The organism is Teichococcus oryzae (genome assembly GCF_008386565.1).
GTDB lineage: Bacteria > Pseudomonadota > Alphaproteobacteria > Acetobacterales > Acetobacteraceae > Pseudoroseomonas > Pseudoroseomonas oryzae.
This window is the reverse complement of the sequence record NZ_VUKA01000001.1, coordinates 1100828-1125420: the sequence shown is the minus strand read 5'-3', so window position 1 is coordinate 1125420 and position 24593 is coordinate 1100828. Positions and strand designations below refer to the sequence as shown.

The window sequence follows — 24593 nt, the reverse complement described above, 5'->3', positions numbered from 1 at the left end:
CGACTGGCCGGGATCCTGGCCAGATGTTCACAGGGAGTCGCGCATGCTGACGCGCAAGCAACATGAGTTGCTGGTTTTCATCGATAAGCACCTGCGCGACACGGGGTTCTCTCCCTCCTTCGAGGAGATGAAGGAAGCCCTGAGCCTGCGCTCCAAATCCGGCATTCACCGGCTGATCACCGCGCTGGAGGAACGGGGCTTTCTGCGCCGCCGCGCCCATCGCGCCCGCGCGCTGGAAGTGATCCGGCTGCCGGACAATGTGGCGCCAGCCGCCGAGATCCGTCCCGCGCTGGCGCCCGGTTTCGCACCCAATGTCATCCGCGGCAATTTCGCGTCCAATCTGCCGGGTGCCAGCCGCAGCGCGGCCGATGCGGCGGCGGTTCATCTGCCGCTTTATGGCCGGATCGCCGCCGGCCAGCCGATCGAGGCGCTGCGCGACAGCGGCGGCACGGTGGAAGTGCCCGCGGCACTGCTCGGCGGTGGGGATCATTACGCGCTGGAGGTTTCCGGCGACTCCATGGAAGGTGCCGGCATCCTGGATGGCGACACGGTGATCATCCGCCGCGACGAGGTGGCGGAGAATGGCTCTGTGGTTGTCGCCCTGGTGGACGAGAACGAGGTGACGCTGAAGCGGCTGCGGCGGAAGGGCAATTCCATCGCCCTGGAAGCCGCCAATCCGCGCTATGAGACCCGCATCTTCGGCCCCGATCGCGTCAAGGTGCAGGGCCGGCTGGTCGGGCTGCTGCGCCGCTACTGAGAGGGCGGGCCGCATCGGCACGCCGGGCGGCCGGCACGGGCGGCGGCGGCACCCAGGGGCGGCTGCCCCGCCAGTCGCGATCGGACAGGATGCGCATCCCCCCGGGCCGCAGCCAGATGGCATGCGGCCCGTTGCGCCAGACGCTGAAGCGATCCACCACGCGCGCGCCGGGGCAGCGGCCACGGATCGGCTCCGACGACACCAGCAGGCCAGCCTCCCCGCAAAACGGTTCGGCCCGGATTTCAGGCGCCTGCTCGCCGCGCTTCGGCTTCGCGGCCCGCAGCAGCAGGGCCACCGGGCCTCCGGCGTCGGGCTGGAAGCGGCAGCTTGCCCCCTCGCAGTTCAGGGCGGCATCCCGCCGCTCGGCGCTGGCGGGCAGCGCCTCGGCGTCATCCTCGCCCAGCCCGCGCAGCCAGCTGGCGCGGATGAAGCCGGAGGCGCCGCTGTTCCGTTGCAGCACCAGCCCATCCTCCAGGCGCAGCGCCACCAGCTTGCCGTCACCGGACACCAGCATGTCGGGCGGCGTCACCAATGCGGCGCTGCCCAGCCCCGCCATCAGCATCGGCACGCCCAGCAGGCGCCAGCGGGCCCGCCACAGGCACAGCCACAACAGGCCGAAGCTGGCCAGGGCCAAGCCCGCCGGGGGTATCGGCATGGCCGACAAGGCGGCGCCCGGCCAGTCCGCCACGCTGCGCGCGACCCAGAGCGTGGCATCCACCCCCAGCCCCATGAGCCGCAGCGGCCAGTCCTCGAGGCCGAAGGGCATGGCCGCCACCGCCAGCAGGCCCGCCGGCATGACCAGGAATGAGGTGATCGGCACCGCCACCATGTTGGCCGCCACGCCGTAAAGCTGCAGGCGGCCGAAATGATGCAGGCCATAGGGCGTGGTGGCCAGCCCGGCCAGGAGGGAGGTCAGCACCATGCCGGCCAGCAGCACCAGGGGCCGCCGCCACCATTCATCCCCCAGCCGCCAGCGCCCCATCCGGGCTGTGCTCGCCTCCGCCCAGGCGATCAGCACCAGCACCGCCGCGAAGCTCATCTGGAAGGATGGTCCCAGCAGCGCGGCGGGCTGCATCGCCAGCACCACCACCGCCGCGACCGCCAGCACCCGCAACGAAAGGGCGCGGCGGCCCAGCATGACGCCCAGCGTCACCACGGCAGCCATGGCGAAGGAGCGCAGCATCGGCACCTGCAGGCCAGTCAGCAGCAGATAGCCGAAGCCCAGCAGCAATCCGGCGGGTGCCGCCGCCACCTTGCTGTCGAAGCGCAGCGCCAGAGCCGGAACCATGGCGATGCCGAAGCGCAGCAGCCCGAAGCCCAGCCCCATCACGATGGCGATGTGCAGCCCCGATACCGAGAGCAGATGCGCCAGCCCCGAATCCCGCATGGCCTGCATGTTCTCCGCCGGGATGCCGCTTTGCCCCCCGGTCAGCAATGCCGCCGCCACGGCCCCTGTGCCGCCGGGCAGCACGGCCGTCACCCTGCGTTCCAGTTCCCGCCGCAGGCGCGCGAAGGGGCGCGGGCCGGCCATCTCCCCTACCCGCTCCGCAGGGCCAAGGGCGAAGCCGGAGCCGCCCAGGCCGCTGAAAAAGGCATCGCGCTGGAAATCCCAGCCCCCGGGGTAGGCCGGGGCGGATGGCTCCCGCACCAGGGCGCGCACCCGCAGGCGCTCCCCCGGTACCGGCTGCAAGGGATCATCGGCCTTGAGGCGGATGCGCAGGCTGCGGGGCAGCGCCGGCTCGCCAGGGCCGAGTTGCGCGGCGCCGAGCGTGACGCGCAGCCCTTTCGGCAGCATCTCGACCTTGTCCACGACCCCTTCCAGCACCACGGCACGGCGCGGCAGCTCAAGGGGGGCGGGCATGCGGGCGGCGTGCCACCCGGCCAGCGCGAAGCCGAGCAGCGCCGTGCCGAGGAGCCCCGCCATCCATGCCAGCGCCGGGCGGCCACGCAACAGCGGCGCCAGCGCCAGGACCGGGCCGGGAAGCACCCACCACCAGGCGGACGGCTCGCCGCGCAGGCCGAAATAGAACAGGATGCCGGCCCCGAGGGCCACAGGCAGCCAAAGCGGCAGGCGGTGCCAGTCGGAAGCCAGTGAGGCACCCAGGGCGGCGGCCATGGCGGATGGCGCGGCGCGCCACCTGGGCAGGAAGCGAAGGGACGGCACGCGGAAAGGGCCTTTTTGCCCTGCGGCAAGATCGGACATGCTTTCTCAACCGTTGCGCGCACTCTACAGCAGGCGCCAGGGATGTTAGAAGCACCGGCTCGAAGGAAGACGCCGAGCCATGACCGTACGCACCCGCTTCGCCCCCTCGCCCACGGGCTACCTGCACATTGGCGGGGTCCGCACGGCCCTGTTCAATTTCCTTTTCGCGCGCCATCACCGTGGCCAGTACCTGCTGCGGATCGAGGACACGGACCGCGCCCGCTCCACGCCCGAAGCGGTGCGGCAGATCATCGAGAGCCTGGACTGGCTGGGCTTGGCGCCGGACGAGCCACCGGTGATGCAGAGCACCCGGGAAGCCCGCCATGCCGAGGTGGCGCGGGAACTGCTCGCCCAGGGCAAGGCGTATCAGTGCTTCTGCACGCCGGAAGAACTGGCCGCCATGCGCGAGACGGCGATGAAGGAAGGCCGCCCGCCCCGCTATGACGGGCGCTGGCGCGACCGCGACCCGTCCGAGGCACCCGTTGGCGTCAAGCCGGTGATCCGCATCAAGGCCCCGCGCGAGGGCGAGACGGTGATCCATGACCTCGTCCAGGGCGAGGTCCGCGTCCAGAACAGCGAGCTGGATGACATGATCATCCTGCGTTCAGACGGCACGCCCACCTATCTCCATGCGGTGGTGGTGGATGATCACGACATGCGCATCACCCATGTGATCCGCGGCGACGATCACCTGACCAACACCTTCCGCCAGGTGATGGTGTATGACGCGATGGGCTGGGCACGGCCGCATTTCGCGCATATCCCGCTGATCCACGGGGCGGACGGCGCCAAGCTGTCGAAGCGGCACGGCGCCGTGGGCGCGCTGGAATTCCGCGAACAGGGCTTCCTGCCGGAAGCGGTGTGCAACTACCTCCTCCGCCTTGGCTGGGGCCATGGCGACGAGGAATTCGTCCCGCGCGACCGCGCCATCCAGTTGTTCGATCTGAAGGATGTGGGCCGCGCCGCCAGCCGCATGGACTATGCCAAGCTGACGCATCTGAATGCCCAGTACCTGCGCCAGAAGGACCCGGACGCGGTGACGGGCGAGGTGCTGGAGATCCTGCGCCGGAACGGCCCGCTGCCGCATGGCGCCGCCACCACCATCCGCGCCCTGATGCCGGACATCCAGCCGCGCGCCCGCACCCTGCTGGAAGCCGCCTCCATGTGCGGCTTCGCCATCGCCTCGATCCCCCTCGCCTTCGAGCCCAAGGCGGCGGCGCAGCTGAACGAGGAGGCCAAGGCAAGGCTGCTCGACCTCGCCGACTTCCTGTCGGAAGCGCCGTGGGAACGGGCCGACCTGGACAAGTGGCTGCGCGACTATGCCGAGGTGAAGGAGATGAAGCTCGGCGCCGTGGCACAGCCGCTGCGCGCGGCACTGACCGGCAGCACCCAGTCGCCGCCGATCGACGCGGTGCTGTTCGCGCTGGGCCGCGAGGAAGCGCTGGCGCGGATGCGCGCCGCCGCCGGCGCTTGATCCGGAAGCCCGGCGGCGCGCCGCCGGGCCTCAGCCGAAGCCCGCGAACACCTTTCGGTCGCGGCCGTCCTGCATCAGCTTCGTGATGCTCGGCACCTTCTCGAAGCCCAGGCCGGTGGGCAGGGCGTCCTCGTCATCCTCCGGCAGGGCAACCTTGGCGTAGCTGTCCCCGCCGACCTTTTCCCACTTGCCGGCCGGCTTCTTCACTTCGAGGTTGACCACCGTGGCCTTGAAGACCAGCCGCACAATGGCTTCCTTCGGCGCGGTCGGCTTGGCCAGGCTGGGATGGCCGCCGATCATCACCCAGCCATTGCGCAGTGCCCATGCGGTCAGCGCATCCTTGTCCATCTTCGCGTCCTTTGCTGCCGCGCCAGCTATGCGCTACCGGGCGATGGATGGCCAGATCCCCGGCATGCCCGCCCGGAGCGCTTTCCTTCTGAGGCGCGCTGGTCCATGAGAGGGCCTTCCCGAGGCAGGCACGGCCCGGCCGCCCTGCTTCGGCATCCGGGAGCATATCGTGAACGACACCCTTCTCGCCGAGCTGCGCAGCATTCAGCCGGATCTCGCCGCCATCCGGCAGGACATCCACGCCCACCCCGAAATGGGAATGGAGGAAAAGCGGACCTCCGCCCTGGTCGCCGCGAAGCTGCGGGAATACGGGCTGGAGGTGGCGGAAGGCGTCGGCCGGTTCGGCGTGGTCGGCACGCTGAAGGGCCGCCTTCCCGGCCAGCGTGCCATCGGGCTGCGCGCCGACATGGACGCGCTGCTGATCACCGAGGCGACCGGCCTGCCCTACGCTTCCACCAACACCGGCACCATGCATGCCTGCGGGCATGACGGCCACACCACCATGCTGCTGGGCGCCGCGCGGTACCTGTCGCAGCACCGCGATTTCGGCGGCACCGTCCACTTCATCTTCCAGCCGGCCGAGGAAGGCCGCGGCGGCGCCAAGGCGATGCTGGCCGACGGGCTGTTCGAGCGCTTTCCGGTGGACGCCGTCTATGGCCTGCACAACGAGCCGGGCCTGCCGCTCGGCCAGTTCGCCATCCGGCCGGGCCCCTTCATGGCGGCCCCCGACCGCTGGGTGGTGACGTTCCGCGGCACGGGCGGCCATGGCGGCGCGGCGGCGCACCTGTCCACCGACGTCACCGTGCTGCAGGCGCAGTTCATCCTGGCGCTGCAGACGATCGTCAGCCGCAACATCGCGGCGATCGAGGCGGGCGTAATCAGCGTCGGCGCGATCGAGGGCGGCTCCTTCGGCTCCACCAACGTGATGCCGGCGGAGATCCGCCTCGGCGGCACCGCCCGCTCCTTTCTGCCGCATGTGCGCGACACCATCGAGCGGCGCATGAACGAGCTGGCGCAGGGCCTGGCGGCAAGCTTCGGCTGCTCGGCCGAGGTGAAGTACATCCGCAACGGCACCCCGCTGGTGAACCATGCCGAGCAGACCGCCACCGCGCTGGAGGCCGCCGCCGCGCTGGTCGGCCAGGACAACACCGAGGCCGAGGCACAGCCGGTCACCGGCGGGGAGGATTTCGCCTACATGCTGGAAGCGCGCCCCGGCGCCTTCATCTTCATGGGCCAGGGTGCCGGCGGCGCCACCTCCGAAGGACTGCACACGCCGACCTACAACTTCAACGACGACGCCATTCCCTTTGGCGCCGGCTACTGGGTCAGCCTGGTGCGGGAAGAACTGAAGCTCGCCTGAGCACAGCCGGCCTCAGGCCGGCAGGGTCACCAGGGCGGACAGGCCGCCGCCCTGGCGGTTCATCAGCATCACGTCGCCGCCATGGGCGCGCAGGATGTTGCGGGCGATCGGCAGGCCCAGCCCGGTGCCGCCGGTTTCCCGGTTGCGGCTGGTTTCCAGGCGCCGGAAGGGCTGGAACACCACTTCCAGGCAGTCATCCGGGATGCCGGGCCCTTCATCCTCGATCAACAGCCGCACCAGCCCGCCTTCGACCTTCGGGCCCTGCCCGTCCAGCCGGAGGCGGACGCGGCCGCCATAGTTCAGCGCGTTGCCCACCAGATTGGCCAGGGCCCGCTTCAGGGCCACGGGGCGCGCACTGATGCGCAACCGCTCAGGCCCCGTATAGGTCACGGCCTCGGCGGTGAGCCCGGGGCGGGCATCCATGGCCTCGTCCAGCACGGTGCGGCACAGCGCGGCGAGGTCGAGCGGCACGGAAGGCTCGGTCGCCGCGTCGTCGCGGGCGAAGGCCAGGGTGGCGTTGACCATGGTTTCCATCTCGTCGAGATCGGCCAGCATCTTCCGCCGCTGCTCGTCATCCTCCAGGAACTCGGCCCGCAGGCGGAGGCGCGTGATGGGAGTGCGCAGGTCATGGCCGATCGCCGCCAGCATCTGGGTGCGGTCGCCGACAAAGCGGCGGATGCGCTCGGCCATGGTGTTGAAGGCGCGGGCGGCGGTGGCGACCTCGCGCGGGCCATCCTCAGGCAGGGGGGGCGAATTGACATCGCGGCCCAACTGCTCTGCGGCGCGCGCCAGCGCGGAAACCGGACGGGTCAGCCGCCGCGTGGCCCACACGATCAGCGCCAGCGCCGCCCCCGTCATCATCAGGAAGGCCACCAGGAAGGCGCCGGAATGCCATGGCCGCATCACCGGCACTGTCAGCCAGAGATTCACCCACTGCCCGTCGGGCAACTGGCTCGCCACGATCAGGTCGCGCGGCCCCTCGCCCCCCGCGACCAACAGGGCCCGCGGGCGGAGATTGGGCGGCAGGGCGCGCCACCGCTTGACCTGGAACATTTCCACCAGCGGCGGCGGCGGCCGCGGCATGCCGGGGCGGACGGCCGGGGTGTCGGATAGGTCGGCCCGCAGCCCGCGCATCAGGTCGATCTCGTACAGCATGGTCTGCCGCCGGTCGGGATTGGCCAGCACGGCGGTGCGCCAGAAGATGAAGGCCCGGCTGCTGATCTCGCGCGACAGGATGATACGCTGGAGGTCCAGCCGGTCCAGCGCGTGGATCAGCAATCCCGCCGTCTGCACCAGCATCAGCGCCAGGGTCAGGAACAGGGCTGTGCGCCCCGCGAGGCTGCGCGGCCGCAGGCGGCGGATCATGTCAGCGCCCCATCAGGGCGTGGCGCCGCCTGCATGGGCAAGGCTCGCCGGCAACTCGGCCGCTTTCTCCACCGTCGCGGCCAGCACATAGCCACCGCCACGGACGGTCTTGATCAGGCTGGGGTTGCGTCCGTCATCTTCCAGCTTCCGCCGCAGCCGGGACACGGCAACGTCGATGGCGCGGTCGAACGGGCCGGCCTGCCGCCCGCGCAGCAGGTCCATCAGCATGTCGCGGGTGAGGACGCGGTTCGGGCGCTCCACCAGCACCATCAGCAACTCGTATTCGCCGCCGGTCAGCGGCACTTCCACACCGTCCTGGTTCAGCAGGCGGCGGCGGGCAGGCTCCAGCGTCCAGCCGGCGAAGCGGATCGCCTTGGCGGGCGGCTCCTGGCTGGCATTGCCCTCGCCATTGGCGCGGCGCAGAACGGCGCGGATGCGGGCCAGCAATTCACGGGGATTGAACGGCTTGGCGACATAATCATCAGCGCCAAGTTCCAGGCCGACGATGCGGTCCGTTTCCTCGCTCATCGCCGTCAGCATGACGATGGGCACATCCGACTGGGTGCGCAGCCAGCGCGCGAACTCCAGGCCGGACTCGCCGGGAAGCATCAGGTCCAGAACCACCAGGTGGTAGCGCCCGAGCGGCCAGAGCCGCCTTGCTTCCCGCGCGTCCCGGGCTGCGGACACCCGGCAGGATTGCCGTTCCAGGAACTTCGACAGGAGGTCACGGATTTCCCTGTCATCATCAACGACAAGGATATGCGGAGGGGGTTCCATGCTCTCGACCATAAAGTGGATATGGCAATGACGCCCGATCACCATGTTACAGGATTTTGCGCCCGGACGCGTGGTTGCATTTCGTTGCACTGGGAACCTCAACGAGACGCGGCATGCCGATGACGCGGCCCGCCTGGGTGCAGGCCGCCCTGCCGGAACTGTTTTCCGCCGATCCGGATTTCAGCGCCATCGAGGCCAATGCCGGGCCATTGCCATGGCGCAGTCGGCCGCGTGGCTTCGGCGGCCTGGCGCGCACCGTGCTGGGCCAGCAGATCAGCAACCTCGCGGCGGAGGCGATCTGGCGCCGCTTCGCCGCCCTTCCCGGCGCATTGGAGCCGGACGGATTGCTGTTGCTGTCGGACGAGCAGTTCCGGGCCGCTGGCCTGTCGCGTCCCAAGGTGGCGCATCTTCGCGGGCTCGCGCTTGCCTGCCTCGAAGGCCGGCTTCGCCTCGATGCACTCCGCGACATGACGGACCAGGTGGCGATCGACCATCTGGCGGCGCAGCGCGGCCTCGGCCCCTGGACGGCCCAGGTGCATCTGATGTTCGCCGAAGGGCGGCCCGACATCTTCCCTTATGCGGATGTGGCGCTGGCCGCTTCCGTGCAGCACCTGAAGCGGCTTCCGGCGCGGCCCTCCGCGAAGGCGCTGATCACCCTGTCCGAGGCGTGGCGGCCCTGGCGGTCCCTGGCGGCGCGCCTGCTGTGGCACCATTGGCGGCATGCAACCGGCCGCCCGACCGGCGAATCCGAATAGCCGGGTAGCGGGGCTGGAAATCCCGTGACACTCTCCGCCGCCATGCCCAACCCGCCACTTTCCGCCCGTGTCCATGCCACCGCCACCCCGCCCATCCCGACGGCCCGGGCCTGGGCCGCGCGCTATGACGGGGCGGCGGGCCCGATGCTCGACCTGACCCAGGCAGTGCCGGGCTATCCGCCGCATCCGCAAATTCTGGCGCGGCTGGCGGAGGCAGCCGGCTCGGCCGCCGCCGCCAGCTACGGCCCGATCGATGGCGATCCCGCCTTCCGCGAGGCAGTGGCCGAGGATGTATCGCGTTTCTACGGCACCTCGTTCCACGCGGCGGATGTGGCGATCACGGCGGGCTGCAATCTGGCCTTCACCATGGCCATCACGGTCCTGGCTGGGACAGGAGATGAGGTTCTTCTTCCAACGCCTTGGTATTTCAACCATCGCATGGCACTGGAACTGCTGGGCATTCGGACGCTTCCTTTCGCCACCCATGCGGAAAACGGCTTCATCCCGGATCCGGCGCGACTGGAAGAAGCCCTGACCCCCCATACGCGGGCGGTGGTGCTGGTCACTCCCAACAATCCTACCGGGGCCGTGACGCCGCCCGCCACCATCGCCGCCATCGCGGAGATCTGCCGCCGGCGCGGCGTGTGGCTGGTTCTGGACGAAACCTATCGCGACTTCCTGCCCGCGGACGCAGGCGCACCACATCGGCTTTTCTCTGACCGTGGATGGCAAGATAACGTCGTACAACTCTATTCTTTCAGCAAATCTTACTGCGTCCCAGGTCATCGCGTAGGGGCCGTCCTAGGTGGCGGCGCCTTCCGGGCGGAATTGCTGAAGGTGATGGACAGCCTGCAGATCTGCGCCCCTCGGGCGGCTCAGACAGCCTTGAGCTGGGCAATCCCCGGACTGGTGGAATGGCGCAATGCGAACCGTGCCCTGATGCAGGCGCGCGCCAATGCGTTCCAGCATGGCATGCGCGTCGCGCCCGGATGGACCATCGAGGCGATCGGTACCTATTTTGCCTATCTTCGCATTCCGGACAGCCTGGGCGATGCCCTGAGCGCCGCCGAACGCCTCGCGGCGCAACATGGCGTCCTGACCTTGCCGGGGCCGTTCTTCGGGCCCGGGCAGGAGCGCCATCTCCGCCTGGCCTTCGCCAACGCGCCGGAACCGGCGCTCGCGATCTTGCCTGACCGGCTGAATGCCTTACAGCGGGCGAACGCTTAGGCACAGCTTGCCGACGACCCAGAAAAGGACTGCTTCGCCATGGACCTGCGCAACCCATCCTTCCGTCTCGGCCGGCGGGGATTGCTGACCGGCACGGCGCTGGGGCTTGCCGCGCCCGCCATGCTGAGGGCGCAGGGAACGGCGCCGATCCGGATCGGCGAGATCAACTCCTACACGGCGCAGCCCGCCTTTCTGGGCCCTTACCGCAATGGCTGGCTCCTGGCGCAGGAGCGCGTTAACGCCGAGGGCGGCATCCATGGCCGCCCGCTGGAAACCTTGTTCCGGGACGATGCCGGACGGCCGGAAGACGCCGTGCGCATCGCGGGGGAACTGGTTGCCTCCGAACGGGTGGCGCTGCTGGGCGGCGGATACCTGTCCCATGTGGGCCTGGCCCTTGGCGATTTCGCGTTGCAGAACAAGGTCCTCTATGTCGCTTCTGAACCTTTGACGGATGCGCTGGTCTGGTCCAAGGGCAACCACTACACCTTCCGCCTGCGGCCCAGCACCTACATGCAGGCCGCCATGCTGGTGGAGGAAGCGGCGAAGCTGCCCGCCAAGCGCTGGGCAACCATCGCGCCCAACTACGAATATGGCCAGTCCGCTGTCCGCTGGTTCAAGGAGTTGCTGGCCAAGGCTCGGCCGGATGTCGAGTTCGTCGGAGAGCAGTTTCCCGCCCTCGGCCGCATTGATGCCGGCGCCACGGTCCAGGCACTGGAACGGCTGCGGCCGGAAGGCATCTTCAACGTGACCTTCAGCACCGACCTGCTGAACTTTGTTCGGCAAGGAAACACGCGCGGATTGTTCGAGAACCGCGTTGTGGCCTCCATGCTGACCGGCGAGCCGGAGTATCTGGAACCCCTCGGCGAGGAATGCCCGGATGGATGGATCGTCACCGGCTATCCGCGCGACGCGCTGAACAACCCCGTCCACATCGCCCTGCGCGATGCCTACCGCGCCCGCTTCGGCGAATTGCCGCGTTGCGGCTCCATCGTGGGCTATGACACGGCGCTGGCCATCGCGACCATGCTGCGCAAGGTCGGCAGCACCGATACCGAGGCAATGGTCGCGGGTTTCAAGGGCCTCCGCTACCAGACCGGCTATGGCACGGGGGAGGTCGAGTTCCGGGCGCTGGACCACCAGGCGACGCTGGGCGCCTTTGTCGGCCGGACCAGGTTGCAGGGCCGCACCGGCGTGATGGTGGACTGGCGCTACGCCGACGGAGCGAACTACCTGCCGCCGGATGAGCAGGTGCGGCGCTGGCGTCCGCAGCCGGGCTGATCCGGCCTTGGACACGCTGGTCATCCAGGCGCTGAACGGCCTCGCCAGCGCTTCCTCGCTGTTTCTGGTCGCGTCCGGGCTGACGGTGATCTTTGGCGTCAGCCGCATCGTCAACTTCGCCCATGGCAGCTTCTACATGCTGGGCGCCTATCTGGCCTGGACCCTGGTCAGCCATGGTCCCCTGGCCGGGCTGGGCGGCTTCTGGGGCTTCTGGGGCGGCATCCTGCTGGCCGCGCTGGCCATCGGGCTGATCGGCGCCCTGGCCGAGATGACCATCCTGCGCCGCATCTACCGCGCGCCGGAACTGTTTCAGCTTCTCGCCACCTTTGCCCTGGTGCTGGTGGTGCAGGATCTCGTGCTGCTGTTCTGGGGTCCCGATGACAAGTTCGGCCCCAGGGCGCCGCTGCTGCGCGGCGCCGTGGAGATCCTGGGGCTGCGCTTCCCGCGCTACGAATTGTTCCTGATCGCCATCGGACCGGTGATGCTGGGATTGCTGTGGCTGCTGTTCCACCGCACCCGCTTCGGCATCCTGCTGCGCGCCGCCACCCAGGACCGGGAAATGGTGGCCGCCCTCGGCGTGGACCAGCGGCTGTTGTTCACCGGCGTGTTCTTCCTGGGCTCCGCCCTGGCCGGGCTGGGCGGCGCGTTGCAGTTGCCGCGCGAGGCGGTGACCATCCACATGGACATGGCCATCATCGTCCAGGTCTTCGTGGTGGTGGTGGTGGGTGGCCTCGGCAGCCTGCCCGGTGCCTTCCTGGCGGCGCTGCTGATTAGCGAATTGCACGCCTTCGGCATCCTGGCCTTTCCGCGCATCACCCTGGTGCTGGTGTTCCTGGTGATGGCCGTGGTGCTGGTGCTGCGGCCGCACGGGCTGCTCGGGCGCGAGCCGGAAGGCGCGCCGCCCGCTTCCGAGGCCGGGCAGCCGCTTCCGGGACCTGCCCCGCGCTGGCTGCGCGGCCTGGGCTGGGCGGCGCTGGCCCTTCTGCTGGCCTTGCCGCCCTTCCTGGGCGAATACCCGCTGATCCTGCTCGCCGACTTCGCCGCGCTGGTGCTGTTCGCCGCCTCCCTGCACTTCATCATGGGGCCGGGCGGCATGGCGAGCTTCGGCCACGCCGCCTATTTCGGCGCCGGCGCCTATGCCGCCGCCCTTCTGGCGCGCCACCTCGCGGCGCCGATGGAGGCGGGGCTGATCGCCGCGCCCTTCTTCGCCGGGCTGGTCGGGCTGGCCTTTGGCTGGTTCTGCGTGCGCCTTTCCGGCGTTTATTCCGCCATGCTGACCCTGGCCTTCGCGCAGATCGCCTGGAGCCTGGCTTTCCAGTGGATCGAGGTCACGGGCGGCGACAATGGCATCCTTGGCGTGTGGCCAAGCGAATGGGCGCGTGGGCGGCTGGCCTTCTGGTACCTGTCCCTGGCCTTGTGCGGCCTTGGCGTGTGGCTGCTGCGGCGCGCCATCCATGCGCCGTTCGGCATGGCCTTGCGGGCCCAGCGCGATTCACCGCTGCGGGCCGAGGCCATCGGCATCGACGCCTTTCGCATCCGCTGGCTGGCCTTCGCCCTGGCGGCGGCGGCGGCCGGCGTCGCGGGGTCGCTCTTCGCCTATGGCAAGGGCAGCGTGTTCCCGTCCTCGCTCGATATTCCGCGCAGCGTGGATGCCCTGCTGATGGTGCTGCTGGGCGGCGTGCAGACATTGTCCGGCCCGGTGCTGGGCGCCATCGCCTATGCCGGGCTGCAGGAGCAGCTGGCGCGGCTGACCGATCTGTGGCGGCTGGTCCTTGGGCTGGTGATCCTGGCCCTGGTGCTGTTCTTTCCGTCCGGCCTGGCCGGTGCCCTGCAAAGGCGGCGCGGCGCATGACCCCGGTGTTGCAGGCGCAAGGCTTGGTGAAGGCCTGGGGCGGCAACCGTGCTGTGGACGGCGTGTCCTTCGAGCTGGCGCCGGGTGAGATGCTGGCCCTGATCGGCCCCAATGGCGCCGGCAAGAGCACCTGCTTCAACATGCTGAACGGCCAGTTGCGCCCTGATGCCGGAACGGTCCGCCTGGGCGGCCGCGACATCACCGGCTGGGCGCCACGCGCCATCTGGCGCCAGGGGGTCGGGCGGACCTTCCAGGTTACCGCCACCTTCGGCTCCCTGACCGTGCTGGACAATGTGCGGATGGCGCTGCTGTCCCATGCACGGCGGCTTCTGGGGCTGTGGCAGCCGGCCGCGGGACTGATGACGCGGGAGGCGGAGGAGCTGCTGGAGCGGGTCGGCATGGCCGATCAGGCGGATCGTCCCTGCGGCATCCTCGCCTATGGCGACCTGAAGCGGCTGGAACTGGCCATGGCGCTGGCCAACCGGCCGCGCCTCCTGCTGATGGATGAGCCGACAGCGGGCATGGCTCCGGCGGGGCGGCTGGCCCTGATGTCGCAGACCGCCGCCATTGCGCGCGCCGCCGGCATCGCCGTGCTGTTCACCGAGCATGACATGGACGTGGTGTTCAACCATGCCGACCGGGTGCTGGTGCTGGACCGCGGGCGGCTGGTCGCGGGCGGCGCCCCGGCGGCGGTGCGGGCCAACCCGCTGGTCCGGCAGATCTATCTGGGAGGAATGGCGGACTGATGCTGCGGGTCGAAGGGCTGCACGCGCATTACGGCCGCGCGCATATCCTGCACGGCGTTTCGCTGGCGCTGGCGAAGGGCGAAGTGCTGTGCCTGCTCGGCCGTAATGGCGCCGGCAAGAGCACCACCATGAAGGCTATCATGGGCCTGGTGCCGCCCAGCGCGGGCGCGGTCCTGCTGGATGAGCGGGAATTGGCGGGGCAGCCGCCCCATGCCATCGCCCGCTTGGGACTCGGCTATGTGCCGGAGGAACGGCGGATCTTTGCCGGCTTGACCGTGTCGGAAAACCTGGAGGTCGGCCGCCGCCCGCCCCGCGCGGGATTGCAGCCCTGGTCGGCGGATCGCATCTTCGCCCTGTTCCCGGCGCTCGCCACCATGCGGCAGCGCGCCGCCAGCCGGATGAGCGGCGGCGAGCAGCAGATGCTCGCCATTGCCCGCACGCTGATGGGCAACCCGACCCTGCTGCTGCTGGACGAGCCTTCCGAAGGCCTGGCCCCGGTGGTGGTGGAACGCATGGCGGTGGCCGTTGCCAAGCTGAAGGCCGAAGGCTTGTCGATCCTGCTGTCGGAACAGAATCTGGGCTTCGCCGCTGCCGTTGCGGATCAGGCGGTGGTGCTGGAATCCGGCTCGGTTCGCCACACCGGCCCCATGGCCGAGCTGATGCGGGACGCGGAATTGCGGGCGAAGTTCCTGTCAGTCTAACCGGAACACCGTTCATCGCAGCCATATGGCGGAGGATAAAATAGGCCAGGGCCGAGGGGCTGCACATCCACCCTTTGCATTGCGGCATCTCCCCAATGCCATCCGGTAAACGATCAGCCTAGCAGCCAGAACGCCAGATGGCCCGCGACCCAACCGCCCAGGATGCCCAGCACCGCCCCCAGCATCAGCTCCCTCGCCAAGGCCCAAAGACGGGGGAGTGACGCGGACAGGGGAACATCCCCTGCCCGCGCCCTGCCATGCCGCTCCAGGCGAGGCACGCCCCGAGGGTCGCACCTGTCGGGGGAGCTCCCCGGGGGATACGGGGTGGCCCAGGTGGCCGGAGCGCAGGAGGTCGGGAACGGCATCGGCATGGCCACATGCGAACATAAACAGAACATCAACACAAGTGTTCTGCGCGGCCGGGAACAAAATGTGAAAGCGGCCCGTGGGTGATGGCCGCCCTCAGCCTTCAGCCAATCGTCATCGCTTCCAGCTCGGCCGCCACGGCATCCAGGAACAGGTCGGCATGTTCCTGTTGGAACACCAAGGGCGGCCGGATCTTCAGCACATTGGCATGTGGCCCGGCCGCGCTGATCAGCACCCGCCGTTCCCGCAACCCGTTCACCAGGCGTGCCGTCTCGGCGGTGGCCGGGATCTTGCGGTCACGGTCGGTGACCAGTTCGACGCCGACAAACAGGCCGGCTCCCCGCACATCGCCGATGATCGGGAAGCGCTGGGCCAGCGCCTCGAACCCGGCGCGCAGATAGGCGCCGGTTTCCCGTGCATTGGCGACCAGCCCTTCCTGCTCGATCACCTCCAGCACCGCCTGCCCCACGGCGCAGGACACGGGATTGCCGCCAAAGGTGTTGAAGTAGCGGGTGCGGCTGCCGAAGCGCTCCAGGATCTCGGGCTTGGCGACCATGCCGGCGATCGGGTGGCCGTTCCCCATCGGCTTGCCCATGGTCACCATGTCCGGCACCAGACCGTGCCGGGTGAAGCCCCACATCCCCTCGCCCGTGCGGCCGAAGCCTGGCTGCACCTCATCGGCGATGAACAACCCGCCCGCTTCGCGGATGGCGGCGACGGCGGGCGCCAGGAAACCGGCCGGATCGGAGAACACGCCATCCGAGGAGAAGATGGTGTCCACCAGCAGCGCCGCCGGCCGGATGCCATGCGCCTGCATGTCCTCGATGGCGGCACGGACATGCCGTGCCATCGCCGTCCCCACATCCTCCCCGCCGGAACGGTACAGGTCCGGCGCCGGCACGGTGCGCACATGCTTGCCCAGGGTGATGCCGTCGCCGAGGGAGGGCGACATCTCCGAGATCGCGACGGTGACGCCGTGATAGGCCAGCCGCGTCACGATCATGCCGGTTCCGCCGGTGAAGGAGCATGCGGCGCGGAAGGCGAGGTCATTGGCCTCGCTGCCGGTGCAAGTGAACATCACATGCGACAATTCCGGCGGGAAATACGTCAGCAGCTTCTCGGCATAGTCGAGGATGGTGTCGTTCAGGTAGCGCGTGTGGGTGTTCAGCACCGCCGCCTGCCGCGACAGCGCGGCGACAACGTGCGGGTGGCAATGCCCGACCGAGGCGACGTTGTTGTAGACGTCGAGATAGCGGTTGCCATCCGGGTCGTAGAGCCACACCCCTTCCCCGCGCACCAGATGCACCGGATTGCCGTAGAACAGCCGGTAGGCCGGGCCGAGCAGCTTCTGCCGCCGGGCGATCATGGCCTGCTCACGCAGGGCGACGCCATTGGTGGCGCGCGGGTCGAAGGCGTTGATCATGGTGCTGCTCATGCGGCAAGCCTTTCCTTCAGGAAGCGTTGCGCTTCGTCGCGCGGCAGCACGCCGAGGCGCCGCAGGCCGGACAAGGCGCGGTTGTAGTTGCGCAGGATGTAGCTGGCATTTTCCGGCTGCCGCGCCGCGCGCCAGCTGCTGATGGCCACCGAAACGGTAAGACGCGTGCCGATCAGGTCGGCCAGGATCGCGATTTCCTCGGGCTGCAAGGGACAATGGGCGTGGAAGGCCTGCGCCAGCTCGGCGGCGGCGGCCAGGGGGTGGCCCTCGGGCTGCATCTGGTAGGCGCAGGCGGTCGCGAGGTCCTGCACCAGCGGCGCGCGCACCATGTCGCCGAAATCGATGATCCCAGCGATCGCGGCATCGTCCGCCGGGTCGGCCAGGATGTTGTGCGGGTTGAAGTCGTTGTGGATGACCTGCATGCGCAGCCGCGGCAGCACCGGCAGGACATGGCGCTCGAAACGGTCCAGCATGGCGGCGGCCACCCCCCGGTCCCCCACCTGCGGCAGATGCGCCAGGAATCCGCGGAGCCGCAGCGCATGCTGGATGTCCCACATCAGCGGATGGCGCTCGGCGGGATGGGTGAAGCCCTGGAAGGCCAGGTCCAGCCGCGCCAAGCAGGCACCGACGGCCCGCCGCTGGGCCGGGCCCGGCGCCGTCAGGTGGAGAGGCCGGCCGGGGAGGTAGTCAAGCAGGCGCAGGCGGCAGGCCGGACGGCCCTCCGGCTGCCAGATCGCCTCGGTTCCCGGCCCGGCGACAGGCCTGTGCAGGCGCGGCACCGGCAGCGAGGGGTCGCTTCGCGCCAGATGCTCCAGCGCCAGGCTGTGGAAGGCGGAAACCGCGGCGTCCTCGGCCGGGTGGATCACCTTCAGCACGAAGCCGGCCTCATCCCCGGCCCGTAGATGAAAGTTGCGGTCGCGCTCGCCGCCCAGCGGCACGGCTTGGCCCTGCTGGCCGAAATGCTGTTCGGCCAGGGCTTCCGCCTCGGCCTCCGTCACCGGCAGGGGTGGCGCGTCCAGCAGCGCCCCCAGCCTGTCCTGATCCCAGTTCAACGTGCCATCCTCATCCGGCAGCATCAGCGGCAGAATTCCTCCCGCTATCTTGCGACGCGGATCGGCATTCCACCAGCCGGAGGCGCCTCGCCAACCCCGCACCGAGGCGGTAACTCAACCCGCGAACCCATCTGGCCGCCCGGCGGCATCAGGAGAACTGGCATGACAGCAGGCGGCGGCCGCATCCGATCCATGTTGCGAAACTTCCTCGACAACGAGGCGGCGGGCGGGCTGGTCCTGATGGCGGCGGCGGTGCTGGCGCTGGTCGTGGCCAACTCGCCCCTGGCCCCCGGCTATTTCGCGGCGCTGGCGGCTTATCTCGGGCCGCTCAGCCTGCTGCACTGGATCAATGACGCGCTGATGGCCGCCTTCTTCCTGATGGTGGGGCTGGAGATCAAGCGGGAGATGCTGGATGGCCAGCTTTCCACCTGGAGCCGCCGCGTGCTGCCGGGCGTCGCCGCCCTGGGCGGCATGGCGGCGCCGGCGCTGATCTATATCGCCTTCAACGCCGGCGATGCGCAGGCGCTGCGCGGCTGGGCCATCCCTTCCGCCACCGACATCGCCTTCGCGCTGGGCGTGTTGTCGCTGCTCGGGCCGCGTGTCCCGGCTTCCTTGAAGGTGTTCCTGGCGGCGCTCGCCATCATCGACGACCTGGGCGCCGTGGTGATCATCGCGCTGTTCTACACCACCGGCCTGTCCCTGCCGGATCTCGGCCTCGCCGCGCTGGTGGTGGCGGTGCTGTACGGCATGAACCGCCTCGGCGTGCGCAGCCTGTGGCCCTACATGGTGCTCGGCGTCGCGCTATGGCTGTTCGTGTTCCGCTCCGGCGTGCATGCGACGGTGGCCGGCGTGCTGCTGGCGCTGTGCATCCCGATCACGACGACGCCTGGCGCGCCCGAGGCACGGACGGACGAAAGCCCGCTCCACCGGCTGGAACACGCGCTGAGCTGGCCCGTCGCCTTTGTTATTGTGCCGATCTTCGGCTTCGCCAATGCGGGCGTTTCCTTCGCTGGCGTCGGACCGGAGGTGCTGCTGGAACCTTTGACGCTGGGCGTCGCAGTCGGGTTGCTGGCGGGCAAGGTCATCGGCGTGTTCGGCGCCTCCACCCTGCTGATCCGCTGCGGCCTGGCCGATCTGCCGGCCGGCGCGAGCTGGAGCCAGTTCTTTGGCGTCGCCCTGTTGTGCGGCATCGGCTTCACCATGAGCCTGTTCATCGGCCTGCTGGCCTTTGACGGCCTGCCGCTTCTTCAGGAGGAGGTGAAGTTCGGCATCCTGTGCGGCTCGATCATATCCGGCCTGCTGGGCTATGGCGTGCTGCGCGTGGCCCCGCGGGAGCGGCACCAGCTCGCCTGATGCAAGATCCGGCCGGGCCACGGCGCCCGGCCGGCAAAGCGGAAAAGGCGGCCCCTGTGGCGGTTGTCAGCCGCCGACGGGCGCGCCGCTGATGCTCGACAAGGCGATCAGCGTGGTGCGCGGCGGCAGCGTCGGATCAAAGGCCGGCCAGCGCGTCGCGGGCGCCACGAAGCTTGCGCCCGGCGTCGCGCCCGGGGTGCGCACGATGGCGAACAACGTGGCCGCGTCCGGCGTCATCGCCGAGCCGCCGATCGCCGCGCCCACCGGCGCCGCGTAGATCGGCAAGGCAAGGCCACGGCCGGGGCCTGCCGTGTCGGCGCCGAACAACGCATTCGGGGCCTCGAAGCCACGCCCCCGGTGATCGCTGCCGATCCACAGGCGCCCCGCCCCGTCCACGGACAGCACCGTCGGGGCCGCGGGCCAGCTGCGCGCCAGCCGGGCCAGATGCGCATCCGGCATGCCGCCCGTCAGCAGCACGTTCACCGCGGCCTCCCCGGAAGCCGGGTCCCCGCCTTCCGGCGCCAGTTCAAGCACGCGCCCCATGCCTCCACCCGGCCCTAGGCCGGGCGAAGGCGCTCCGGCCATGCCCCGGCAGGCGAGGTAGACCACGCCATTGCCGGGATCGACAGTGACATCCCTGGGCCCATCGAAGCTGGAGGCGCCGGCGGCGCGGGCGGCCGGCGCGGGGTTCATCAGCACCGCCGGCGTCGGCGGCAGGGGCAGCCAGGTCAGGCGCCCGGGCGCGAGGCGCGCAACCGAAAGCCAGCCACGGTCCATCGCATCCGGCGCTTCCGCCGGTCCCGCCGACACGAAGCGGTACAGGTAGCCCAGATTGCCGCCATCGGGCAGATACACCACCGCGCGGCCATCGCGGGACCGCGTGGCGGCGGCACCGGAATGGGCGAAGCGCCCAAGGGCGGTCCGCTTCATCGGCAGCGCGCCCGGGTCCAGCGGGTTCAGCTCCGCCACCCAGCCGAAACGGCCAGATTCGGAGAAGCGCGCATCCAGCCCCGACAGGCGGGCCAGCCAGGCGGTGGGGTCGCCTTCCGCCAGAAGAATGGTGCCCCAGGGGGTGGCGCATCCGCCGCGCGGACCCAGGATGCCCTGGGCGAGGCTGCCCAGGGCTTCGGTGGCGGGGCCGGTCATGCGGCAAAGCGAGGCCGCGGTCAGCCGGCGGGACTGATAGCCGCCATCCACCACCGTCCAGCGCCCGTTCAGGCGGGCGATGTTGAGCAGCGAGGCGCCCTGCATCATCGCCGCCACCGCCGGCCGGTCGCGGCCGTCGGGGAAGGCCATGGCCGGGTCCACCGTCGGGTGCGCCACCGCCAGGAGGGCGCGCGGCACGCCATCGCTGCCCATGGGCTGCACGACCATGCCGCAGATGCAGCCATCCCAGCCGAACTGGGTCGCCGCCGCGGCCGGGTTGGGTGCCAGCGGGTTCCACACGGCGGCGTCATAGGTGACGCGGTCGCCCCAGCGCACCAGCACATCGCGCCGATAGCCGGAGGCCACCGTGTCATCCAGCTTCAGCGGCAGGAACTGGGGCGGCATGTCGAGGGTGGAAAGCCGGCCCGCCTGGGCCTGGGCCGCCCCGCCCTTTCCAGCCAGCAGCGCCGCCGCGCCGGCGGCCAGCAGGCTGCGTCGTCCGTTGCGGATCAAACCGGGCGCTCCGATGGGCGTTCCAGCGGACGCGGCGCGCGATGCACCGTCACCGGAGGCGCGGCGGCCCGATGCGCCTCCACCTGCACCAGGCAGGACTGGGCGGCGCAGCCCTGCCCCAGCCGGGAGGTGCCGACATCCTGGGTCAGCACATTGGGGTTGCCATGCAGGTCCAGCCCTCCTTCCTCCGGCAGCGGGTCCCACCAGGCGCCGGTGGCCATGGCGACGACGCCTGGGCGCAAGCCCTCATCCAGCCGGAGCCCGGCGAGGCACGCGCCCCGCTCATTGAACACCCGGACCAGCATGCCATCCTCCAGCCCGCGCCCGGCCGCATCCCCGGGATGCATCAGCAGCGGCTCGCGGCCCTGGATCTTGCTGGCCGCCGAAACGGGACCGGGATCGAGCTGGCCGTGCAGGCGCGTGGCGGGCTGGACCGACAGCAGGTGGAGCGGGAAGCGCGCCGCCAGCGGCGCGCCGAGATATTCCGCCGGCTCCTGCCAACGTGGATGGCCGCCGCTCTCGGAATAGCCGAAGCCGGCGATGGTGTCGGAAAACAACTCCACCTTGCCGGAGGGCGTGTTCAGCGGATGCGCCTCCGGATCGGCGGCGAAATCGGCGAACAGCACGAAATCCTCATCGGGCGGGGGAACCTCCACATGGCCTTCCGCCCAGAAGCGGTCGAAACCGGGCGCGTCGAAGCCATGCTTGCCCGCCACCTGCCGCCAGCGTTCGTAAAGATGGCGCAGCCAGACGCCCTCGTCCCGCTGCTCGGTGAAGCGGTCGCGATAGCCGAGCGCGTCGGCGACATCCGCCAGCATGGAATGGTCATTGCGGGCCTGACCCTGCGGCGGGATGGCCTGGTGCATGGCGCGCACGAACCGGTCGGAGGATGACGAGCCGATGTCGTTGCGCTCCAGCGTGGTGGTGGCGGGCAGCACGATGTCGGCATGACGCGCGGCAGCGGTCCACCAGGGCTCCTGCACGATGATCGTCTCCGCACGGTTCCAGCCGCGCCGCAGCCGGTTAAGGTCCTGATGGTGGTGGAACGGGTTGCCACCTGCCCACCAGATCATCCGGATGTCGGGCAGCAGGATGTCACGACCATTGTATTGCAGGATCTCGCCTGGCCGCTCGAACAACTCCGTGACCCGGGAAACGGGGATGCCGATGCCGCCCGGATTGCGCGTCGCCGGCAACCCCACCGAGGGCAGCTTCCGCCGTGGCGTGCCCATGCCGTTCAGCGAGCCATAGCCGAACGCCACCCCTTCCCCCGGCCTGCCGATGCCGCCCAGCATGGCGGCGAGCGCCACCAGCATCCACCAGGGCTGCTCCCCGTGCTCGGCGCGCTGCAGCGACCAGGTGGCGGTCAGCATGGCCGGCTGCCGCGCGGCCTCCCACGCAAGGGCGCGGATCGTTTCCGCCGGCACGCCGGTGAGGCTGGCGGCCCATTCGGGGGTTTTCGGCTGGCCATCCGATTCGCCCAGGATATAGGGGCGCAGGCGGTCCCAGCCGGTGCAATGGGTGGCAAGGAAGCCGCGATCCTCCATTCCCTCGGACAACAGGGCGTGGGCCATGCCCAGCATCAGCGCGGTGTCCGTGTTGGGGCGGATCGGCACCCATTCGGCCTTCAGGAACTCCGGCGCGTCCCCGCGGAAGGGCGAGATGTTGACGAAGCGCACGCCGGCCGCGGCCGCCTGCTTCAGCCAGGGCACGTATTCATGCGCGCCGGCGCCGCCGGCGGTGACAAGCGCGTTCTTCAGCGGCAACCCGCCGAAGCACAGCATCACGCGCGTATGCCTGGCAATGCTGGGCCAATCAGTGACCGGCCCCTGCAACACGTCATTGGTGCCGAGGATGTGCGGCATCAGCGTCATGCCGGCGCCATAGGAATAATTGGTCAGCTGGGTGGTGAAGCCGCCGCCGAGGCCGAGGAAGCGGTGCAGCTGGCTGCGCGCATGGTGGAAGCGCCCGGCCGAGGACCAGCCATAGGAACCGCCCAGGATGCTGGCATGGCCATGCTCGGCCCGCACCCGTGCGGTTTCCTCCGCCACCAGCCGGATCGCCTCATCCCAGGGCAGCGGCACGAAGTCCCGGTCACCGCGCTGCGCGCCGCGGCGCTCGCCGCGCAGCCAGCCGGCGCGTGCGTAAGGGCGGTCGATGCGGCTTTCCGCATGCACGGTGGCGGGGATGGATTGAAGCAGGGCGCCGGGATTGGGATCGGCGGCGAAGGGGCGCACGCCGACGACGCGGCCTTGCTCGACAACGGCGTCGAAGCTGCCCCAATGGGCTGAATGCGGCCTGAACGCGGTCATCGCCCCCTCCTCGATCCTGACGGGGGGCGGAGAATGCGACGCCGGGCGGCGCAGGGCAACCGAGCCCGGCGCCGCCCGGCGGAAAAGTCTTAGCGGGTGATGGTCGCGTCCAGATTCAGGCCGCGCAGGGCTTCGCTCAGATGCGCCGCATGCGGCGCCGCGCCGGCGGGTGCTTCCGCCAGTTCCTCAAGCCCCACATCGCCGCCGGCCATCATGGGCTGGCTGGGCGGGCGGCTGCCCGGGGCGCGGTTGTAGATGAAGCCGTTGGTCGGATAGATGCGGCCATAAGCCTCATCACTGCGGCCGACCTGAACCCGGACGGCGGTCCAGTCATTGCGGTCCGACACGTCGATGACCGAGACGTCCTCCATGATGGTGCCCTTGCGGATCCCGGGGCCTTCCCAGTTGGAGTGGTCGATCAGCACCTCGCGCTTGTCCACCACCCGCGACACCACCGCGACATGGCCGAGCCGCATGCCGCCCGAGGAACGGAAGCTCAGCACCGAGCCTGACTCGGGCCGCTGGCCGCGCGCATAGAGGCCGGCGGCGCCGTCCCACCAGGTGTGGGCATTGCCGGTGATGCCCATACCGGTGACGGCGCGCACATAAGGAACGCAGGAGATCGGGCCGGGCGAAACCAGCGCCGCCCGGGACGCTTCGACAGCCGCCCGTCGGACGGGATTGAGCTTGACGTTCTGAGGCTTGGCGCTGCGGCTGGCGGTCTGCTGCAGCGTGATGCGCGGCTGCTTCGTGGCCTCGCGGGTGCTTCGGCCCGTGGTTGCATCGGCCTGCGCCGACCCCAGACCCCAACTTCCCATCAGAACGGCCAAAGCCAGCGCCCTGCTGCCTACCCGCATGCGACCCCCAATCACTGTCCCCCACCCGGCGTTCGCCGTGGCAAGGCTGCGGTAGCAAAGTCGTGAGTGGAGCGACAATCCCGCAGCTGCGCACAGAAGCGGCGCGAGCAACGATTCGCAGGATCGGAAGCGGTTCAGAAGCCGTTAATGTGACTGGAATCCTAATATCACAGATTAGCGAAGTTAAAGTCACAGTGTTGCGGTAAATATGCAACAACGCAATCCAAGTCTCTGATCCGGCTCGGGAATCGGCGCCGCACCCTTAAGGTGACGGCGCCGAAGCCATGGCTTGACTTTTACGCTATCGTAATCAGCGGCAAGCCGTGACCATGATCTCAACCAAGTGGCGCGGGTCGGCCATGTTGGCCTCGACACAGGCCCGCACCGGAGCGCCGCCTTCCGGCAGCCAAGCGGACCAGATCTTGTTCATCGCGTCGCGGTCACGAATGTCCTTCAACCAGATCTGGGCCTGCAGGAGGCGTGTCTTGTCGGTGCCATGGCCTTCCAGGGCGGCGTCGATCTTGGCCAGGACCTGCTTGGTCTGGCCCACCACGTCCTGCGACAGGTCGTCGGCGGTCAGGCCGGCGAGAAAGACGAAGTTGTGGTATTCGACGGCGCCGGACAGGACCGGGTTGCTGTTGTGGCGGGTGATCTTGGCCATCGGTTCGGGCTCCCTGCGATAAGCCGCCCGCCGCAGGGAACATCCCATCGGCGGC

The 24593-nt window shown here is 69.7% G+C and carries 20 protein-coding genes; 10 read left to right on the top strand and 10 right to left on the bottom strand.

Annotated elements, in window-relative coordinates:
• Nucleotides 1-43 precede the first annotated feature (43 nt).
• Entirely contained in the window at nucleotides 44-757 is a 714-nt protein-coding gene (lexA, locus tag F0Q34_RS05195) for a transcriptional repressor LexA (RefSeq protein ID WP_149811014.1), read from the top strand.
• Here the strand turns inward: lexA and F0Q34_RS05190 are convergent.
• Nucleotides 714-2921 (bottom strand): ComEC/Rec2 family competence protein, encoded by a 2208-nt coding sequence (locus F0Q34_RS05190; protein WP_277755247.1) that lies wholly within the window; start codon nucleotides 2919-2921, stop codon nucleotides 714-716. The two genes, lexA and F0Q34_RS05190, sit on opposite strands and share 44 nt — an antisense overlap.
• 118 nt (nucleotides 2922-3039) lie before the next feature.
• On the opposite strand from F0Q34_RS05190, the gene gltX reads away from it, so the two are divergent.
• Nucleotides 3040-4434, top strand: a complete 1395-nt coding sequence (gene gltX / locus F0Q34_RS05185) for a glutamate--tRNA ligase (RefSeq protein WP_149811013.1) — start codon at nucleotides 3040-3042, stop codon at nucleotides 4432-4434.
• A gap of 30 nt (nucleotides 4435-4464) precedes the next feature.
• Here the strand turns inward: gltX and F0Q34_RS05180 are convergent, their stop codons facing one another.
• On the bottom strand, nucleotides 4465-4782 hold the full coding sequence (locus tag F0Q34_RS05180) for a hypothetical protein (protein ID WP_149811012.1): 318 nt from the start codon (nucleotides 4780-4782) through the stop codon (nucleotides 4465-4467).
• Between the two features lie 169 nt (nucleotides 4783-4951).
• On the opposite strand from F0Q34_RS05180, the gene F0Q34_RS05175 reads away from it, so the two are divergent.
• A complete protein-coding gene (locus F0Q34_RS05175; RefSeq protein WP_149811011.1) occupies nucleotides 4952-6142 on the top strand; it encodes a M20 aminoacylase family protein in 1191 nt (396 codons plus the stop codon).
• A gap of 12 nt (nucleotides 6143-6154) precedes the next feature.
• Here F0Q34_RS05175 and F0Q34_RS05170 read toward each other — a convergent pair whose 3' ends face one another.
• Nucleotides 6155-7507, bottom strand: a complete 1353-nt coding sequence (locus tag F0Q34_RS05170) for an ATP-binding protein (protein ID WP_149811010.1) — start codon at nucleotides 7505-7507, stop codon at nucleotides 6155-6157.
• A 12-nt stretch (nucleotides 7508-7519) separates the two neighbouring features.
• The gene (locus tag F0Q34_RS05165; RefSeq protein WP_149811009.1) at nucleotides 7520-8284 is read right to left on the bottom strand and encodes a response regulator; all 765 of its coding nucleotides are present in this window, start codon (nucleotides 8282-8284) and stop codon (nucleotides 7520-7522) included.
• Nucleotides 8285-8397: 113 nt separating this feature from the next.
• On the opposite strand from F0Q34_RS05165, the gene F0Q34_RS05160 reads away from it, so the two are divergent.
• Genes F0Q34_RS05160 through F0Q34_RS05135 form a run of 6 tightly spaced genes read left to right on the top strand, consistent with a single transcriptional unit; the run spans nucleotide 8398 to nucleotide 14843 of the window.
• Entirely contained in the window at nucleotides 8398-9039 is a 642-nt protein-coding gene (locus tag F0Q34_RS05160) for a DNA-3-methyladenine glycosylase family protein (RefSeq protein WP_149811008.1), read from the top strand.
• Between the two features lie 42 nt (nucleotides 9040-9081).
• A complete protein-coding gene (locus tag F0Q34_RS05155) occupies nucleotides 9082-10266 on the top strand; it encodes an aminotransferase (RefSeq protein ID WP_149811287.1) in 1185 nt (394 codons plus the stop codon).
• 39 nt (nucleotides 10267-10305) lie between these two features.
• On the top strand, nucleotides 10306-11544 hold the full coding sequence (locus F0Q34_RS05150) for an ABC transporter substrate-binding protein (protein ID WP_149811007.1): 1239 nt from the start codon (nucleotides 10306-10308) through the stop codon (nucleotides 11542-11544).
• Between the two features lie 7 nt (nucleotides 11545-11551).
• Nucleotides 11552-13396 (top strand): ABC transporter permease, encoded by a 1845-nt coding sequence (locus F0Q34_RS05145; protein ID WP_149811006.1) that lies wholly within the window; start codon nucleotides 11552-11554, stop codon nucleotides 13394-13396.
• Nucleotides 13393-14142, top strand: a complete 750-nt coding sequence (locus tag F0Q34_RS05140) for an ABC transporter ATP-binding protein (protein ID WP_149811005.1) — start codon at nucleotides 13393-13395, stop codon at nucleotides 14140-14142. Before F0Q34_RS05145 ends, F0Q34_RS05140 begins: the two co-directional genes overlap by 4 nt.
• A complete protein-coding gene (locus tag F0Q34_RS05135) occupies nucleotides 14142-14843 on the top strand; it encodes an ABC transporter ATP-binding protein (protein ID WP_149811004.1) in 702 nt (233 codons plus the stop codon). Before F0Q34_RS05140 ends, F0Q34_RS05135 begins: the two co-directional genes overlap by 1 nt.
• A gap of 469 nt (nucleotides 14844-15312) precedes the next feature.
• Here F0Q34_RS05135 and F0Q34_RS05130 read toward each other — a convergent pair whose 3' ends face one another.
• Nucleotides 15313-16644, bottom strand: coding sequence for an aspartate aminotransferase family protein (locus F0Q34_RS05130; RefSeq protein ID WP_149811003.1), 1332 nt, complete (start codon nucleotides 16642-16644; stop codon nucleotides 15313-15315).
• Complete coding sequence (locus F0Q34_RS05125; protein ID WP_149811002.1) at nucleotides 16641-17720, bottom strand: phosphotransferase; 1080 nt, start codon at nucleotides 17718-17720, stop codon at nucleotides 16641-16643. Before F0Q34_RS05125 ends, F0Q34_RS05130 begins: the two co-directional genes overlap by 4 nt.
• Nucleotides 17721-17888: 168 nt before the next feature.
• Between F0Q34_RS05125 and nhaA the strand changes: the two genes are divergently transcribed.
• Nucleotides 17889-19049, top strand: a complete 1161-nt coding sequence (nhaA, locus tag F0Q34_RS05120; RefSeq protein ID WP_241665325.1) for a Na+/H+ antiporter NhaA — start codon at nucleotides 17889-17891, stop codon at nucleotides 19047-19049.
• Between the two features lie 66 nt (nucleotides 19050-19115).
• Here nhaA and F0Q34_RS05115 read toward each other — a convergent pair whose 3' ends face one another.
• The 4 genes from F0Q34_RS05115 to F0Q34_RS05100 all read right to left on the bottom strand — a co-directional run bounded on the left by F0Q34_RS05115 (nucleotide 19116) and on the right by F0Q34_RS05100 (nucleotide 24538).
• Nucleotides 19116-20708, bottom strand: a complete 1593-nt coding sequence (locus F0Q34_RS05115) for a PhoX family protein (protein ID WP_149811000.1) — start codon at nucleotides 20706-20708, stop codon at nucleotides 19116-19118.
• Nucleotides 20705-23020 (bottom strand): molybdopterin-dependent oxidoreductase, encoded by a 2316-nt coding sequence (locus tag F0Q34_RS05110; RefSeq protein WP_149810999.1) that lies wholly within the window; start codon nucleotides 23018-23020, stop codon nucleotides 20705-20707. Before F0Q34_RS05110 ends, F0Q34_RS05115 begins: the two co-directional genes overlap by 4 nt.
• Nucleotides 23021-23109: 89 nt before the next feature.
• The gene (locus F0Q34_RS05105; RefSeq protein WP_241665324.1) at nucleotides 23110-23838 is read right to left on the bottom strand and encodes a CHAP domain-containing protein; all 729 of its coding nucleotides are present in this window, start codon (nucleotides 23836-23838) and stop codon (nucleotides 23110-23112) included.
• 349 nt (nucleotides 23839-24187) lie between these two features.
• A complete protein-coding gene (locus F0Q34_RS05100) occupies nucleotides 24188-24538 on the bottom strand; it encodes a RidA family protein (RefSeq protein WP_149810997.1) in 351 nt (116 codons plus the stop codon).
• Between the last annotated feature and the right edge of the window lie 55 nt (nucleotides 24539-24593).

Bases quoted from the DNA above. Each gene is read 5' to 3' on its own strand.
- lexA (WP_149811014.1), top strand. From the start codon at position 44: ATGCTGACGCGCAAGCAACATGAGTTGCTGGTTTTCATCGATAAGCAC.
- gltX (WP_149811013.1), top strand. From the start codon at position 3,040: ATGACCGTACGCACCCGCTTCGCCCCCTCGCCCACGGGCTACCTGCAC.
- F0Q34_RS05180 (WP_149811012.1), bottom strand. From the start codon at position 4,782: ATGGACAAGGATGCGCTGACCGCATGGGCACTGCGCAATGGCTGGGTG.
- F0Q34_RS05170 (WP_149811010.1), bottom strand. From the start codon at position 7,507: ATGATCCGCCGCCTGCGGCCGCGCAGCCTCGCGGGGCGCACAGCCCTG.
- F0Q34_RS05165 (WP_149811009.1), bottom strand. From the start codon at position 8,284: ATGGAACCCCCTCCGCATATCCTTGTCGTTGATGATGACAGGGAAATC.
- F0Q34_RS05160 (WP_149811008.1), top strand. From the start codon at position 8,398: ATGCCGATGACGCGGCCCGCCTGGGTGCAGGCCGCCCTGCCGGAACTG.
- F0Q34_RS05155 (WP_149811287.1), top strand. From the start codon at position 9,082: ATGCCCAACCCGCCACTTTCCGCCCGTGTCCATGCCACCGCCACCCCG.
- F0Q34_RS05150 (WP_149811007.1), top strand. From the start codon at position 10,306: ATGGACCTGCGCAACCCATCCTTCCGTCTCGGCCGGCGGGGATTGCTG.
- F0Q34_RS05140 (WP_149811005.1), top strand. From the start codon at position 13,393: ATGACCCCGGTGTTGCAGGCGCAAGGCTTGGTGAAGGCCTGGGGCGGC.
- F0Q34_RS05135 (WP_149811004.1), top strand. From the start codon at position 14,142: ATGCTGCGGGTCGAAGGGCTGCACGCGCATTACGGCCGCGCGCATATC.
- F0Q34_RS05130 (WP_149811003.1), bottom strand. From the start codon at position 16,644: ATGAGCAGCACCATGATCAACGCCTTCGACCCGCGCGCCACCAATGGC.
- F0Q34_RS05125 (WP_149811002.1), bottom strand. From the start codon at position 17,720: ATGCTGCCGGATGAGGATGGCACGTTGAACTGGGATCAGGACAGGCTG.
- nhaA (WP_241665325.1), top strand. From the start codon at position 17,889: ATGTTGCGAAACTTCCTCGACAACGAGGCGGCGGGCGGGCTGGTCCTG.
- F0Q34_RS05110 (WP_149810999.1), bottom strand. From the start codon at position 23,020: ATGACCGCGTTCAGGCCGCATTCAGCCCATTGGGGCAGCTTCGACGCC.
- F0Q34_RS05105 (WP_241665324.1), bottom strand. From the start codon at position 23,838: ATGGGAAGTTGGGGTCTGGGGTCGGCGCAGGCCGATGCAACCACGGGC.
- F0Q34_RS05100 (WP_149810997.1), bottom strand. From the start codon at position 24,538: ATGGCCAAGATCACCCGCCACAACAGCAACCCGGTCCTGTCCGGCGCC.